16 protein-coding genes are annotated in these 14,613 nt (G+C 66.8%); 10 read left to right on the plus strand and 6 right to left on the minus strand.

The window, feature by feature from the left end; all coding sequences use genetic code 11:
- Positions 1–56: 56 nt before the first annotated feature.
- Entirely contained in the window at positions 57–401 is a 345-nt protein-coding gene (locus tag BCEP18194_RS36635) for a cupin domain-containing protein (protein WP_011356376.1), read from the minus strand.
- A 199-nt stretch (positions 402–600) separates the two neighbouring features.
- Here BCEP18194_RS36635 and BCEP18194_RS36640 point away from each other — a divergent pair, with 199 nt between their 5' ends.
- The 3 genes from BCEP18194_RS36640 to BCEP18194_RS36650 all read left to right on the plus strand — a co-directional run bounded on the left by BCEP18194_RS36640 (position 601) and on the right by BCEP18194_RS36650 (position 4,107).
- Positions 601–1,485, plus strand: coding sequence for a helix-turn-helix transcriptional regulator (locus tag BCEP18194_RS36640; protein WP_011356377.1), 885 nt, complete (start codon positions 601–603; stop codon positions 1,483–1,485).
- Between the two features lie 167 nt (positions 1,486–1,652).
- Complete coding sequence (speB, locus tag BCEP18194_RS36645; RefSeq protein WP_011356378.1) at positions 1,653–2,603, plus strand: agmatinase; 951 nt, start codon at positions 1,653–1,655, stop codon at positions 2,601–2,603.
- Positions 2,604–2,625: 22 nt separating this feature from the next.
- Positions 2,626–4,107 carry an aldehyde dehydrogenase family protein gene (locus BCEP18194_RS36650; RefSeq protein WP_011356379.1) on the plus strand — a complete coding sequence of 494 codons (1,482 nt, stop codon included), beginning with the start codon at positions 2,626–2,628 and terminating at the stop codon, positions 4,105–4,107.
- Between the two features lie 135 nt (positions 4,108–4,242).
- Here the strand turns inward: BCEP18194_RS36650 and BCEP18194_RS36655 are convergent, their stop codons facing one another.
- Positions 4,243–5,169 carry a patatin-like phospholipase family protein gene (locus BCEP18194_RS36655; RefSeq protein WP_011356380.1) on the minus strand — a complete coding sequence of 309 codons (927 nt, stop codon included), beginning with the start codon at positions 5,167–5,169 and terminating at the stop codon, positions 4,243–4,245.
- Positions 5,170–5,602: 433 nt separating this feature from the next.
- Here BCEP18194_RS36655 and motA point away from each other — a divergent pair, with 433 nt between their 5' ends.
- The 4 genes from motA (at position 5,603) to BCEP18194_RS36675 (ending at position 9,705) form a co-directional block, all read left to right on the plus strand.
- Positions 5,603–6,472, plus strand: a complete 870-nt coding sequence (motA, locus tag BCEP18194_RS36660) for a flagellar motor stator protein MotA (RefSeq protein ID WP_011356381.1) — start codon at positions 5,603–5,605, stop codon at positions 6,470–6,472.
- Between the two features lie 10 nt (positions 6,473–6,482).
- A complete protein-coding gene (gene motB, locus BCEP18194_RS36665; RefSeq protein WP_011356382.1) occupies positions 6,483–7,439 on the plus strand; it encodes a flagellar motor protein MotB in 957 nt (318 codons plus the stop codon).
- Positions 7,440–7,674: 235 nt separating this feature from the next.
- Positions 7,675–8,238, plus strand: coding sequence for a hypothetical protein (locus tag BCEP18194_RS36670; RefSeq protein ID WP_011356383.1), 564 nt, complete (start codon positions 7,675–7,677; stop codon positions 8,236–8,238).
- Positions 8,239–8,358: 120 nt separating this feature from the next.
- On the plus strand, positions 8,359–9,705 hold the full coding sequence (locus BCEP18194_RS36675) for a DUF2325 domain-containing protein (RefSeq protein ID WP_011356384.1): 1,347 nt from the start codon (positions 8,359–8,361) through the stop codon (positions 9,703–9,705).
- A gap of 108 nt (positions 9,706–9,813) precedes the next feature.
- Here the strand turns inward: BCEP18194_RS36675 and BCEP18194_RS36680 are convergent, their stop codons facing one another.
- From BCEP18194_RS36680 to BCEP18194_RS36695, 4 genes are all read right to left on the minus strand, one after another.
- On the minus strand, positions 9,814–10,137 hold the full coding sequence (locus tag BCEP18194_RS36680) for a winged helix-turn-helix domain-containing protein (protein WP_011356385.1): 324 nt from the start codon (positions 10,135–10,137) through the stop codon (positions 9,814–9,816).
- Between the two features lie 105 nt (positions 10,138–10,242).
- On the minus strand, positions 10,243–10,734 hold the full coding sequence (locus tag BCEP18194_RS36685; RefSeq protein ID WP_011356386.1) for a molybdopterin-dependent oxidoreductase: 492 nt from the start codon (positions 10,732–10,734) through the stop codon (positions 10,243–10,245).
- A gap of 141 nt (positions 10,735–10,875) precedes the next feature.
- Complete coding sequence (locus BCEP18194_RS36690) at positions 10,876–11,643, minus strand: DeoR/GlpR family DNA-binding transcription regulator (RefSeq protein WP_011356387.1); 768 nt, start codon at positions 11,641–11,643, stop codon at positions 10,876–10,878.
- A gap of 43 nt (positions 11,644–11,686) precedes the next feature.
- Positions 11,687–12,367: an MgtC/SapB family protein gene (locus BCEP18194_RS36695; protein WP_011356388.1), complete on the minus strand. Its 681-nt coding sequence runs from the start codon at positions 12,365–12,367 to the stop codon at positions 11,687–11,689.
- A 268-nt stretch (positions 12,368–12,635) separates the two neighbouring features.
- Between BCEP18194_RS36695 and BCEP18194_RS36700 the strand changes: the two genes are divergently transcribed.
- From BCEP18194_RS36700 to BCEP18194_RS42215, 3 genes are all read left to right on the plus strand, one after another.
- A complete protein-coding gene (locus BCEP18194_RS36700) occupies positions 12,636–13,580 on the plus strand; it encodes a choline ABC transporter substrate-binding protein (protein WP_011356389.1) in 945 nt (314 codons plus the stop codon).
- A 23-nt stretch (positions 13,581–13,603) separates the two neighbouring features.
- A complete protein-coding gene (locus BCEP18194_RS36705) occupies positions 13,604–14,284 on the plus strand; it encodes an HAD family hydrolase (protein ID WP_011356390.1) in 681 nt (226 codons plus the stop codon).
- 169 nt (positions 14,285–14,453) lie between these two features.
- Positions 14,454–14,591 (plus strand): hypothetical protein, encoded by a 138-nt coding sequence (locus tag BCEP18194_RS42215; protein WP_241025100.1) that lies wholly within the window; start codon positions 14,454–14,456, stop codon positions 14,589–14,591.
- Positions 14,592–14,613: the final 22 nt, after the last annotated feature.

Here is a 14,613-nt window from a genome sequence, read left to right on the forward strand (position 1 = left end):
ACCGCCGCCGGGCGCGCGTCACACGGACGACGACACCACGGCGGCGGTTTCGGGCATCACGACTTCTCGAGCAGCACGTAGAACTTCTTCGCGTCCTCGATCGTCTCCCAGCGGCCCGCGAAGCCGGCCGGCAGCAGGTAGCCCTGGCCCGGCGTGAATTCCTTGCGATTGCCTTCGACGTCGGTCAGTGCGATCCGGCCCTCGACGAGCCACACGGCTTCGTCGGCCGCGGTTTCCGGAAACTCCACCGAGCCGACTTTCCCTTCCCACCAGCCGATGATGTAGTTGCCGCTCTTGCCTTCCGCCGCGCGCCAGTCGCTCTCGTCCATGCCGAAGTCGAGCTTCGTGAATTCGCCGATGCCTGCGCCGAGCGGCAGGATGTCCTTGATCAGTTTGGTCATCTGAGTCTTTCGTCTCTTGATTGAAAAAAGCAGAGACAAAGTTACTCATTTACACTGCCCCGGTATGCCCCCCTCCGGGGGGGACAAGCGGTGTTTTCCGGTTTCCGACAGGTCGCAAGGACACCTGCCGGTATTTCCCCCTAATGACGTTTTTCGTTGCCGACGCTACAATCGCGCCGCCTTTCACCCGGGGAACCGCATGCTGCTCAACGTGAACCCCTTCCACCGCGACAACGACCGTTTCAACGTGTCGTTCAAGGCGCTGGGCGAGCTGATCGAGACGGTCGGCACGCCGCACTTCGTGCCGCGCCTCACGCAACTGCTCAATGACGTGGTGCCGCTCGATGTCGCGCATGTCGAACGTTCGCGCGTCGACGGCTCGATGCCCACAGGCTATCGATGCGAATGGATCGGCAGCAGCGGCATCGACACCGAATCCACCGAAATCTCCGACGTGATGACGCTCTACTACGAGCGCTTTCTCGACAGCGACCCGCTGTTCGCGGGGCTGCGCGGCAAGACGGGCACGATGCTCGTGGTGCGCGACATCGCGGCGATTCCGCCCGGCGAATTCCGCCAGCGGCTGTTCGACGACGTGCGTATCGGGCACGAATGCGTGCTCGCGCGCGGCACGCGCTATTCGCAGCATTCGATCGCGCTGGAGCGCGGCCGCGACCGGCCGCCGTTCACGCTCGCCGAGATGAACCGCTTTCGCAGCATCAGCGACGTGCTGTTTCCGCTGCTCGAACTGCATGCGTCGACCACGGCCGTGCGGCGCATCGCGCATCCCACACCCGAAGTCCATCCGCTCGCGCAGTTCGATGCGAGGATCGCGGCCGACGGCGTGAAGCTGTCGAAGCGCGAATATGAAACCTGCAAGCACCTGCTGTCCGGCAAGACCGTGCCGGAGACGGCCGAGATCCTCGGCGTGCGGGTCGCGTCGGCCGAGTCGTACGTGAAGCGCGCGTTTGCGAAGCTCGGCGTACGCACGAAGCGCGAACTCGCCGCGTGGGGTTCGGCCACCACCGCGCTCCCTGCCGCCGGCTCGCACGACGGCGCCGCGCCGTCGGCCATCCCGCGCTGACGCGCCCGGCCGCGCCGCGCGGCCGCATTCGGTTGCGCCTCGTCGATGCGGCAGCGCCACTTGCATCGAGACCCGTCGATGTAAACGTTGCGACTTCAAAATCTTCGCGCGAGCGTTCTCCTCTACCATCGGCCGATCGCTTTACCTCAGAAAAAAGGAGACGGCCCATGCCCCGCGAACTGAATCAACCGATGGGCGGCAACGAGATGCCGCGCTTTGGCGGCATCGCCACGATGATGCGGCTGCCGCAAGCCGAAACGACCGACGGCCTCGACGTGTGCTTCGTCGGCGTGCCGCTCGACCTCGGCACGTCGAACCGCTCGGGCTCGCGCTTCGGCCCGCGCCAGATCCGCACCGAATCCGTGCTGCTGCGCCCGTACAACATGGCCACGCGCGCAGCACCGTTCGATTCGCTGCAGGTGGCCGACATCGGCGACGTCGCGACCAACCCGTACGACCTGAAGGACTCGGTGCGCCGCATCGAAGAGGCGTACGACGAGATCGTCGCGAACGGCTGCCGGCCGATCACGCTCGGCGGCGACCACACGATTGCGTGGCCGATCCTGCGCGCGCTGCACAAGAAATACGGCCAGGTCGCCGTCGTGCACGTCGACGCGCATGCGGACGTGAACGACACGATGTTCGGCGAGAAGATCGCGCACGGCACGCCGTTCCGCCGCGCGGTGGAAGACGGCCTGCTGCAATGCAACAAGGTCACGCAGATCGGCCTGCGCGGCACCGGCTACCACGCGGACGATTTCGACTGGTGCCGCCAGCAGGGCTTCACCGTCGTGCAGGCGGAAGAATGCTGGAACAAATCGCTCGCGCCGCTGATGGCGCAGGTGCGCGAACGCGTCGGCGACACGCCGGTCTACCTGAGCTTCGACATCGACGGCCTCGATCCGTCGTTCGCGCCCGGCACCGGCACGCCGGAAATCGGCGGCCTCACCGTGCAGCAAGGTCTCGAGATCGTGCGCGGGATGAAGGGCCTGAACATCGTCGGTGCGGACCTCGTCGAAGTCGCGCCGCCGTACGACCCGACCGGCACCACCGCGCTCACCGGCGCGAACCTCGCGTTCGAGATGCTCTGCGTGATGCCGGGCGTCGCCTACCGCTAACCCGACCGACAGGATGACCCTCATGTCCACTGCCGAGCTTTCCCGTTCCACCGCCACGTTCGTGCTGCCCGCGGCGCACATTGCCGGCCAGCCCGTACGCACGCATGCCGACGCGCCCGGCGCGCCGATCTTCGACGCGTCGACGGGTGCCGCGATCGGCTGGCAGGAATTCGCGACGGCCGCACACGTCGACGCCGCGGTGCGCGCCGCGCGCGACGCGTTCGCCGGCTGGCGCGATACGCCGCCCGCCGAACGCGGCCGCATTCTCGCGAAAATCGCCGAGCGCGTCGAAGCGTCGCGCGATCGCCTCGCGGCGCTGCAGATGCAGGTGAGCGGCAAGCCGCCGTTCGAGGCCGAAGCCGATGTCGGCGACGTCGCCGCCACGTTCGCGTACTACGCGAAGCTGTGCGAAGACCCTGCGCTGTTCGCGGCCGAACCGGTCGCACTGCCGAGCGACGCCGTCACGGCCGAACGCTTCTACGATTCCGTCGGCGTCGCGGCGCTCGTCATGCCGTGGAACTTCCCGATGGTCACGACCGCGTGGAAGCTCGCACCCGCGCTCGCGGCCGGCTGCGCCGTCGTGCTGAAGCCGTCCGAACTCACGTCGCCCACCGAACACGCGCTGCTCGACATCGTCGCCGAAGCCGGCGTGCCGGCCGGCGTCGTCAACGTCGTGAACGGCGGCGCCGAGGTCGGCGCAGCGCTGACCGCGCATCCGCTGATCGACAAGATCTCGTTTACCGGCAGCACCGCGGCCGGCCGAAAGGTCATGCAGGCCGCCGCCGTCGACATGAAGCGCGTGACGCTCGAACTCGGCGGCAAGTCGTCGCTGATCGTGCGCGACGACGCCGATCTCGACGTCGCGGTGTCGCTCGCGGTCGCGGGCGCCTTCACGAACGCAGGCCAGATGTGCTCGGCCACCGCGCGCATCCTCGTGCACGACAGCGTGTACCGCAGCTTCATGGCCGCGTTCGAAACGGCCGTGCGTGCGCTCGTCGTCGCGCCGCCGGCCGCGGAACAGGTCGCGATGGGGCCGCTGATCTCCGCCGCGCAGCGTACGCGCGTCGAAGCGATGCTCCAGCAAGGCATCGATGCGGGCGCACGCGTCGCCTTCAGCGGCCGCGTGGCGGATGCCGGCGGCGACGGCTTCTTCATGGCGCCTGTCGTGATCGCCGAGCCGGCCGCCGACAACCCGCTGTGGACCGACGAAGTGTTCGGCCCCGTCGCATGCGTGAAATCGTTCCGTACCGACGACGAAGCGATCGCACTCGCGAACGACACGCGCTACGGGCTCGTCGCGACGGTCGTGACGCGCGATGCGGCCATCGCGAAGCAATTCCAGCAGCGCGTGCGCGCGGGGCTCGTGTGGATCAACGCGCCGCAGCTCATCTACCCGCACGTGTGTTGGGGTGGCTTCGGGCTCAGCGGAATCGGCCGCGAACTCGGCGTGGCAGGGCTGCGCAGCTATCAGGAACTACGCCACGCGATGCACGCGATCGACTGACCAGTGCGGCCGTTCAGGCCGTTGGCGGCACCGTGTCTAGTGGCACGGTGCCGCTTTTTTTTTGCCGATTGACGGAGCGAGGCCCCGGAAACCGGCGTGCATCGATCATGCGTTTGCACGGCGCGCGAGCCCCCGTCAATGCGACAGCGCCGCCGCATGATCGTGCTCGCGCAGCGGGCCAGGAATCGCGCACGCCGCGAGCCCGCCCTCATCGATCCACGCGCGCGTGCGTTCCGCGGCCTTGTCGATCAGCTGCGCGCACTGTGAGTAATCGTATGACGACACTTCCAGCGGACAGAGCGGCGGCACGACATGGATTTGCGCGCGCGCCGCATACAGTTCCAGATCGCGCACCAGTTGCCGCGCGATCACGAGCGTCAGCGCATGCGTCGCATGCGCGATCGCGCTGCGCGGCGGGACGCGCAACGCGCAGGCGAACCCGGCCGGCAGCACGACGATCCGCTTGACGCCGAGCGCGACCGCCACCGAGATCGGCGTATTGTTCGCGACGCCGCCGTCGACGAGTTCCACACCGTCGATGCTGACCGACGGAAACACGCCGGGAATCGCCGCGCTGGCCTGCACGGCGTCCACCACCGAGCCGGCGGACAGCACGACTTCGCGGCCGCTCAGCACCTCGGTCGCGACGATATGGAGCGGCAACGCGGCCTGCTCGATCCGCCGGTACGGCAGGTTCTTTTCCAGCAGCAGGCGCAGCGCATCGGCCTCGACCAGATGCGGCCGGTTGCGCAGCAGCATCGCGATGAGGCTGCGCATCGAGAACGGCATCACGTCCTGGCGGCGGATCCTGCACCACAGCGCTTCAAGCATCGCGACGCCGTCCGCGTCCGGGCGGCCGGCGAAATAGGCGGCATTGATCGCGCCCGCCGACGCGCCGATGACGCAACCGGGCCGTTCGCCGCTCGCGACCAGTTCGCGGAGCATGCCGACCTCGATCGCGCCAAGACTGCCGCCGCCGGCGAACACGAAGGCGGTCGTGAGAGTGGGATCGGACGTCACGGCGCGCCCTCCTGCGGTTGGCTGCGACAGCACTTTCGCCATGATGGATCGTGCGGCGCCCCGGATGTCCTGATGAAAACCCTGCCGGCATGCGGCCGCCGCCGTTCAACCGGCGATGCGCGCCGCGTTCCCCGGCCTCCCGCGGCGTCCCTTTCCGGAGAGGATTGCATCACTCCCTCCCCGTTTTCCGCGCCCATCCGTCCTGGAGTTCACGCGATGGCCGCGCATTTTTTGACTTCGATCAAGAAAACCGCGCAGAACGGCAGGTGCAAACGTGTGCCACGCATGCATCCCGCGTGATCCGTGGAATCACGGGTTCAGTTGTCCAGACGATCGCCGTTATTGCATCAACACCCGCCGATCGACGTCGTCTTGCAGCGAATCGGCGCCATCGCGGGCATGGAGCGGGGCAGCCAGGCGCCCCGCTCGCTTTTGAACAACGGATGCAGCAGCGCAAGTCGCGGACGAGGTAATCATGTTTGTAGCCATCGGGTGGATCGTCGTCATCGGGTCGGTGATCGGCAGTTTTGTCGGCGTGGGCGGCCATTTGCCGGCGTTGCTGCAGCCCTTCGAGTTGCTGTGCATTTTCGGCGCCGCACTGGGTGCGTTCGTCGTCAGCAATCCGGTCACGACGCTGAAGAAGACGATCAAGACCCTGCCGACCTGCTTCAAGGGCGGCGGCTACACGAAGCAGCAATACGTCGAACTGATCGCGCTGCTGTACGAGCTGCTGCAGAAGGCGCGCCGCGACGGCATGATGGCGCTCGAGGCCGACGTCGATGCGCCCGAGCAAAGCCCGCTGTTCCAGAAGTATTCGCATGTGCTCGAAGACCATCACCTGCTCGACTTCATCGTCGATTACTTGCGGATGATGTCGGGCGGCAACGTGAACGTGCTGGAGATGCAGGACCTGATGGACGAGGAACTGCATACGCACCATGCGGAGGCGTCGGTCGCGGCCAATGCGATCCAGAAGATGGCGGACGGCCTGCCGGCGTTCGGTATCGTCGCCGCGGTGATGGGGGTCGTGCATACGATGGGCTCGGTCGGCGCGCCGCCCGCCGTGCTCGGCAAGATGATCGCCGGCGCGCTCGTCGGCACCTTCCTCGGCATCCTGCTCGCGTATGGCTTCGTCGGTCCGCTCGCGGATCTGCTCAACGCGAAGGGCCGCGCGGCGGCCAAGCCGTTCCAGTGCGTGAAGGCCGTACTGCTTGCGTCGATGAGCGGCTACGCGCCGCCGGTGGCGGTGGAATTCGGCCGCAAGGTGCTGTTCACGGCCGATCGCCCGAGCTTCAAGGAGCTCGACGAGGCCGTCCGCGCGACGAAGTCGCCCAAGGCCGCGTAACGGAGGCGCCATGGCCGACAGTCGCTCCACCCCGTCGAAACAGTCCGTCGCGGCATCGCTCGTCGTCGTGCGCCGCAAGAAAGGCGAGGACCACGACGCCCATCACGGCGGCGCATGGAAAATCGCGTACGCCGATTTCGTCACGGCGATGATGGCGTTCTTCCTGCTGATGTGGTTGCTCGGCTCGGTCTCCAAGTACGACAAGCAGGGGATCGAGGACTACTTCAACACGCCGCTGTCGACGCTCCTGTCCGGCGGGCAGGACGCGCAGGCGCCGCGCCCGAGCGTCGTGCAAGGCGGCGGCCGCGACATGTCCGACCCGACGCCGGCGATCGACACGAAAGCGCAACCGGTGCCGGCCAGCTCGCCCGCCGCACTCGCCGGCATCGTCGATACGCAAAAGCTCGAACGGCTGAAGGCGAAACTGACCGCGGCGATTGCCCAAAGCCCGTCATTGCGCGCGTATCAGGACCAGATCCGGATCGCGATCACCAACGAGGGCTTGCGCATCGAGATCGTCGATTCGCTCAAGCGCCCGATGTTCGCGTCGGGCAGTTCGCAACCTGAAAGCTATGCCACCGCGATCCTCAGCCAGATCGGTACGGCGCTCGACGATGTCGAAAACCGCGTATCGATTGCGGGGCATACCGATTCGACGCCGTATCCCGACGGTTCCACCGGCTATTCGAACTGGGAGCTCTCCAGCGATCGCGCGAACGCGGCGCGGCGTGCGCTGGTGGCGGGCGGGTTGCGGGAAGACAAGCTGCTTCAGGTGCGCGGGCTCGCGGATGTCCTGCCGCTCGACAAGAACGTGGCGGACGAGCCGACCAATCGCCGCATCAGCATCCTCGTAATGAACAATGCGGCCGAGCAGGCGTTCTTTCACGACGGCGGCCGGACGACCGTGGACGAAACGGCGGGCGCCCGGGCCGCCGTGCTGCCCGCCGCGGTTACGCGGCAGCATTAAGCGCGTTCGCGACGGCCTTGGGCCGGAGATGTCCGGCCACGCGCAAGGTCCTCCTGCCCGGCAGCATGTCCGTCCGCTTCACGGCCACGGTCGGAATAGCCGTGAGCCCCATCGACTGACCAGTCGGCCGCTCAGGCCGTTGACGGCACCGTGTCTCACCCGCGGTGCCGTCTTTTTCTGCGTAGTCGATATATTCCGTAGAATATATCGACACCTGCACTTCCGGAGACTCGCCATGCCCCGCACGCCGACGGATCGCGCCCCGCAGCGCGCCGCACGGGAACAGCCGCTCGCGCGCAAGATCAGCGCGCTCAGGCCGCTGTCGAGCGACGCACGCGCGCAGCAGGTCACGGATGTCGTGGACGCGTTCCGGCGCCTGCGCGGCAGCGTCGTGCGCTTCATCCGGATGTTCTCGGCCGCGCACGCCGACGACACGCCGGACGATGCGCTGTCCGCCCTGGGTTTTCGTGAACTGCTGTCGACGCTCGAAGACGAAGCCCGCGCCGCCCGCTTCACGCGCCTGCCCGAGCTCGAACGGGTGATTAGCCACGCGCGCCGCCTCGAACGCACACGCGACGACGTGTTCTCCGACTCGTTCAGCAACGACCCGGCGGCGATGCGCGACGCGGTCGCCGCGCTGGAGCGCGTCGACGTGCTGTTCGTCGGGCTGTGCGTCGAGTACGTGATGGCGCGTCACGCGCCGGTATCGCCCGCCGTTTCGCCCGAGGCCGCAGCCCCGGCCCCTGCCCCTGCCCCTGCCGCACTGCCGCTCGCCGACCATTCAACCGTGCTCTGCTGACCACGCCACGCAGCCTTGCTCCGTGATTTCCCCGGAATTTCGTGCGTTATATTCCGTGGTATATTTCGAAAATCTTTCGCGCATCCGTCTCCGGCTCGACCACGCCGGATAGAGGTCAACATGCACGCTCCGCCCTTTCGCCTTGCCCGCACGGCGGATCTCTCGTCACCCGGCGGTAATTTGCCCGCGGCAACCGGCGTGCGGGTCGACGCATGCTGCGCGCCGTCGCGCGCGCAACTGACCGAGCTGAAGCGCCGCACGCGCCTGTCCGAGCTCGATGCGAACCTGCACTGCTCGATCATCGGCACCTGCCTGACCACGCACGAACTGCGCAGGCTCGTGCCGAAGTTCACCGACCTCGACCGCCAGCACGCGACCGACCTCGAGATCCATCACGCGGCCGTCGAGCTCGCGATCGACGGCACGGCCGGCGCCAAGGCGTTGCACAAGGCGCTCGACGAGCGCTACGCCGGCGCGATCCGCGCGTTCGACAGCGCGAAGGATGCGAACGAACTCCTCGCACGCTGGAAGGAAGCGCTGAAGAGCGGCGACATTCCGCCCGCGTACTGGGCGCTGATGACGCATCCGCGCACGACGATGGGCGTACGCCAGGCCGCGTTCGGCGACCTGCACATGCTGTCGCACCTGGTCGGCTCGGCCAATCGCGCCGATATCCGGCGGCTGGTCGCGCTGGAGGAAGAGAATGCGGCGCTGCACGCGAAGATCGAACGGCAGCAGGCGCGCCTGCAGGAAATGAGCGCGCAGCGCGACGCGGCGCTGCAGGAACGGGATGCCCTCGCCGCGCGCCAGAACGCGCAGCCGCTGGCGGCTGAAAACGTCTTGCGTGAGGAAGTGCACGAACTACGCGAAGCGCTGGCCGCACGCGACGAACGGCTCGCGTTGCACACGAGCCGCCGCGAGGCAGCCGAGCAGCGGATAGCCGCGGAACAGGCAAGCGCCCGCGCGATGCGCGCGCGGCTCGACGACCTGATGGCGATGGTGAAAACGCTGCGCGCCGAAGCGAGCGCGATCGAACAGGCGGTGCAGGCATCGGCCGACGATCCGGCCGAACGCGCAGCCGATCCGCTGTCGATCCTTCAGGGTACGCGTCTGGTGTATGTCGGCGGGCGCCCCGGCTCGAACCGCGCGATCAAGCGGATCGTCGAAACGGCGGGCGGCGAGATGACGCTGCACGACGGCGGCATCGAGGATCGCAAGGGCCTGCTGGCGGCGGCGCTACCGGGCGCGAACATGGTCGTGTTCCCGGTCGACTGTATCGACCACGATTCGATGAACCTGCTCAAGCGCATCTGCGAACGCCATCACATCGCCTACTACCCGCTGCGGACGGCGAGCGTCGCCAGCTTCGTCGAACTGATCGGGCGGCTCGATGCGCAGGCACGCGATGTCATCGTGCCGGATGCCGCCACGGGCGACGCATCGCGCTTCTGCCTGCGGCACGGCTAGGCCCTGGTACTCGTCGTCGCATCCCTTGCGCACTGCCCGTCATGGGCCGGTGAAAGCCCGTCGTCAGCCTGAAGCAGCCCCGCGGGAAAGCACGCACTCAGTGCGCCCTTAACGCCGCACCATTTTCGTGAGCGCGGCGATGTCGTCGGCGCAGGCCGCGTAAGCCCGCTCCTCGATCCCGCGATAGAGCCGGATGATCTCCTCGCCGACCGGCGTGAGCACGCTGCCACCGCCGCTCTGCCCGCCGTGTTCGGACACCGTCGCCGGCGACTTCAGCGAGCGGTTCAGCTCGTCCATCAGCAACCACGCACGCCGGTACGACATCTTCAGGCTGCGCGCCGCCGCCGAAATCGAACCGTGCTCGCGCACGGCTTCGAGCAGCGCGACCTTGCCCGGCCCGAGCGCGATCGTGTCGGCTTGCTGGATCCGCATCCTGAACCGCACCTCAGGCTTGGGGTGTGCCGGTGTCTTCATGTTGTCCTGCCCTTTGAACGATGCGGGCAAGCATACACGATGGCCGGTGCGGCGCGTGCCGGTTCAGAGTTCGAGCACGCGCGCGACGATGCCGGCCAGCCGCTTCACGTGGCGCGGCGCGGGCAGGAGGTCGGCGCCCGAGAACAGCAGCGGCGCGCCGTCGTCGATCGACAGCGGCGCATCGCCGCATTCGAACGCGACGATCACGTGTTCGCCGACGGGCGTGTTGAACAGCTCATGCCAGGAAAACGTGACCGCATAGCCGTCGTGCGCATGCGCGATGAACACCATGCGCTTGAAGTCGCCCGGCGCATCGTTGCGCAAGCCGGCCGCGTCGAGCAGGTCTTTCAACCGCGCGCCGCGATATGGCGCGACCGAGCGAATGAAGCGGTTCGTCGTGAAGCAGCGCAGGTCGAACGGCTCGGCCATTGCGCTCGCGTACCGGCGCAGGTCGTCGAGCGTCACCGTCATCGGCCGCTCGAATGCGCCCGTCAGCGCGATCGAGCCTGCCGCCGCCTGATGCGCCGAAGGCGCCGCCGTCCCTGCCATCTCCATCGCCCGCCTCCATGACGGCCCGCCGGTGGGCGTGCCTGCGTTGTATCGACGGGTATATTACGCCGCTAAAAAGCCGGCCGACAGAATGCGCGCCGCATGGGCGGCATAACGGCAGCCGATCGTGCCCCGCACCGCGTGGCGCTACGCCAGCACGATGTGCTTGATGGCTTTCTTGAGGCTCTTGTAGCTGTCGACCGATTCCGCCTTCGAGTCCGTCACCAGCGCGCCGATCCGCGCCGGCTCGCAGAAGCTGATCCGGCTGTTCGTGCCGAGCTTGCTGAAATCGGCCAGGATCGCGACGTCCGCCGCGTTGCTGACCATCGCGCGCGCCACTTCGGTTTCCATCCGATCGTAGTTGGTCGCGCCACGGACGGCATCGACGCCCACCGGCGACAGCAGCGCGAGGTCGGCACGGTAGCGGAAGATTTCGGCCACCGTGCCGTCGCCGACGGTCGCGGCCGCGCGGCTGCCGATCATCCCGCCGAGCAGGATCGTTTCGTTGTTCGCCTGCGCCGGGTCGCTCGAGCGCATCTTCAGTGCGACGTCGATCGAGTTCGTGACGATCGTGAGGCCTGACAGCTTCGCCAGTTCCTCGGCCAGCAGCGTCGTGGTCGTGCCCGCGTCGATGAACAACGTCTGCGAGCCCGTGACCAGCCGGGCCGCCGCGCGGGCGATCGCCAGCTTCGCCTTCACGTGCGTCTGCGCGCGTTCGGCGATCGGCGCTTCGTCGCCCACCTGTACCGCACCGCCGTGTACGCGCTTCAGTTCACCGAGCGCCTCGAGGTCGACGAGATCGCGCCGCACGGTTTCCCGCGACACGTTCAGGTCGGCCATGATCCGGTCGGTGGAAACGCGCTGCATCTTCGATAACAGAAGCCGGATCCTCTGGTATCGCTCTTCTTGCCACATGGAATGTCCTCGGAATGAACGTCAATGTTATTCGAACGGCGAACTACGCTGCGCTCTCCTCCAACTTTTTGATGCCGACGAGGGTCTGCAGGGATTGACGGACCGCCTGGACCTCGCTGCTCGTCATCTTTGAAAACACCACGTGGATGCGATCGTCGTCCGGCGCGGCGTCGTCCTGTTCGATGATGAACTGGACGATGCGCGCCTGGTCGATGCCGGGCATCGCCTGCAGCGACGTCAGCTTCACCGCGCCGCGACTCGCGAGGATACGCACGCCCCAGCGCTGCCGTGCGGCGAAGAAGCGCTTCTCGATCGGCTTCAGGCCGGCCAGGATCGCGAGCACGATCGCCGTCGCGGCAATCGCGGCCACGTACATGCCGCCGCCCACGGCGAGCCCGACCGCCGCCACGACCCACAGGCTCGCGGCGGTCGTCAGGCCGCGGATGATCTCGCCGCGCAGCATGATCGAACCGGCGCCGAGGAAGCCGATGCCCGACACCACCTGTGCGGCGACGCGCGACGGGTCCAGCGACACGTTCTTCGCGTTCTGGATATCCGCGAAGCCGAACGCCGACACGACCATCACGAGCGCGGCGCCCACGGCCACCAGCATGTGCGTGCGCAATCCGGCCGCCCACGACAGACGCTCGCGCTCGATGCCGACGATGCTGCCGAGCAATGCCGCCAGCAACAGGCGGGACACGATTTCCAGCTGACTGATCATGCGAGGTCTCCTTGCTTTGCCTGGTCTACCTGATGAAGCACGGCCCGCCCGGGCCGCCGCCCGATTCTTCCTGCCCTCGCCCGCCCGTCGCCCAACCCGGCAACCGGCAAGTTGTATTTTTGTGCGATCTTGCGATTTTGTGCGTTCTAATATACGGTACGCAAAACTACAAAGCCAGACCCAAGTTCGTTCGTTTCATCCGATCAGCACGATCAATCGTCAGACCATTCAGGCAACACGATCCGGAACACTTGCTTAGGATACCCACATGATGAAGAAGGCATGGATGCTGGCCGCAACACTGCTGGCAGCGCTGGCGACGGCCCCCGCTCACGCGTCGGAAGGCGACGTCTGCAAAAAGGTGACGCTCGGCGATGTCGGCTGGAGCGACATCGCGGCCACCACCGGCGTCGCGATGATGCTGCTCGACGGGCTCGGCTACGAGGCGACCAAGACGATCGCGTCGCCGCCGATCGTGCTGGCCGGCGTGAAGAAGGCGCAGATCGACGCGTTCCTCGGCTACTGGGATCCGAGCATGACGCCGACGGTGAAGCCGTTCGTCGATGCCGGCGCCGTCCACCAGCTGCCGCAGCCGAACCTGATCGGCGCGCGCTACACGCTGGCCGTACCGCAATACGCGTCGGACAAGGGCCTCAAGAGTTTTGCCGACATCGCGAAGTTCCGCGACCAGCTCGACGGCAAGATCTACGGGATCGGCGCCGGCAACAACGGCAATGCGCTGATCCAGCGGATGATCGACAAGAACGAGTTCGGGCTCGGCGGCTTCAAGCTGGTCGAATCGAGCGAGGCCGGGATGCTCGTGCAAGTGACCCGCGCGGTGCAGGAGCACCGGATGATCGTGTTCCTCGCGTGGGAGCCGCACCCGATGAACATCAACTACAAGATCGCCTATCTCGACGGCGGCGATACCGTGTTCGGCCCGAACTACGGCTCGGCGAAGGTCTACACGCTCGTCACGCCCGGCTACCTCGACCGCTGCCCGAACGTCGGCCGGCTGCTGACCAACCTGAAGTTCACGACCGATGAAGAGAACCAGTTGATGGTGCCGATCATGAATCACGCCGATCCGGTCGCCGTCGCGAAGGAATGGGCGAAGAAGAACCCCGGCGTGCTGTCGAAGTGGCTCGACGGCGTCACGACCATCGACGGCAAGAACGCGAAGGACGCGATCGAGAAGCTCATCGGCGCCTGAACACGCAACACAAGGAACCACCTATGTACAAGAATCTCGCGCTGTTCGACCTCGACCACACGCTGTTGCCGCTCGACAGCGACCAGGCCTGGAGCCGCTTCATCACGCGAGTGGGGTGGCGGGAAGACGACGCGCACGTGGCGCTGATCGACGAACACTACGGGCACTATGCGGCCGGCACGCTCGACATGGACGCGTATCTCGCGGTAACGCTCGCGCCGCTCTCCCGCTATCCGCGCAAGGTGCTCGAACGCTGGCATGCACGATTCATGGACGAAGTGATCCGTCCGGCGATCACGCCGCAGGCGCGCGAGCTGGTCGACCGCCATCGCGAGAACGGCGATCTCTGCTGCATCGTGACGGCGACCAACGTCTTCGTCACGCAGCCGATCGCGACGGAATTCGGCATAGAGCACCTGCTCGGCATCGAGCTCGATACCGACGACGGCACGCCGGGCGGCGCGTTCACCGGGCGCAGTACGGGCGTGCCGAGCTTCCGTGAAGGGAAGATCGTACGCACGACCGCGTGGCTCGCGTCACTCGGCTACGCGCCGTCCGATTTCGAACGCACCTACTTCTACAGCGACTCGATCAACGACGTGCCGCTGCTGGATTACGTCACGCATCCGGTCGCCACCAATCCCGACTCGAAGCTGTTGCAAGTGGCAGGCACGCGCGGGTGGCCTGTCATGAAGTTGTTCTGATTCGGGCGATATTCTCTGCTGTCCATTTTTCATGTCTGGAGGGGTAATGAAATACGGAGCACGCAGCAACAGTCTCGATCATTCAGGAATCCGATTCGAATCGGATCGAAAGCCAATCGTCAAGTCGAGCCAGTCGGAAAGCCGCTTTCCGCACTGGCGCGGCGTTTTCATGATCGCACTCCTGTGCACGCTGGCCGCTTGCGGCGATGGCGACTCGGGCACGGCCGCCAGCGTGGCGGCCGCGCGCGCCGCCGCACCGGGCGCGGCGTCCACGCCTGTCCTGCACTGCGCGAGCGCGTGCCACTGACCGACGCCGGCCGCGAGGCCAG

Origin of the sequence: Burkholderia lata (assembly GCF_000012945.1) — a bacterium.
Classification (GTDB): Bacteria; Pseudomonadota; Gammaproteobacteria; order Burkholderiales; family Burkholderiaceae; genus Burkholderia; species Burkholderia lata.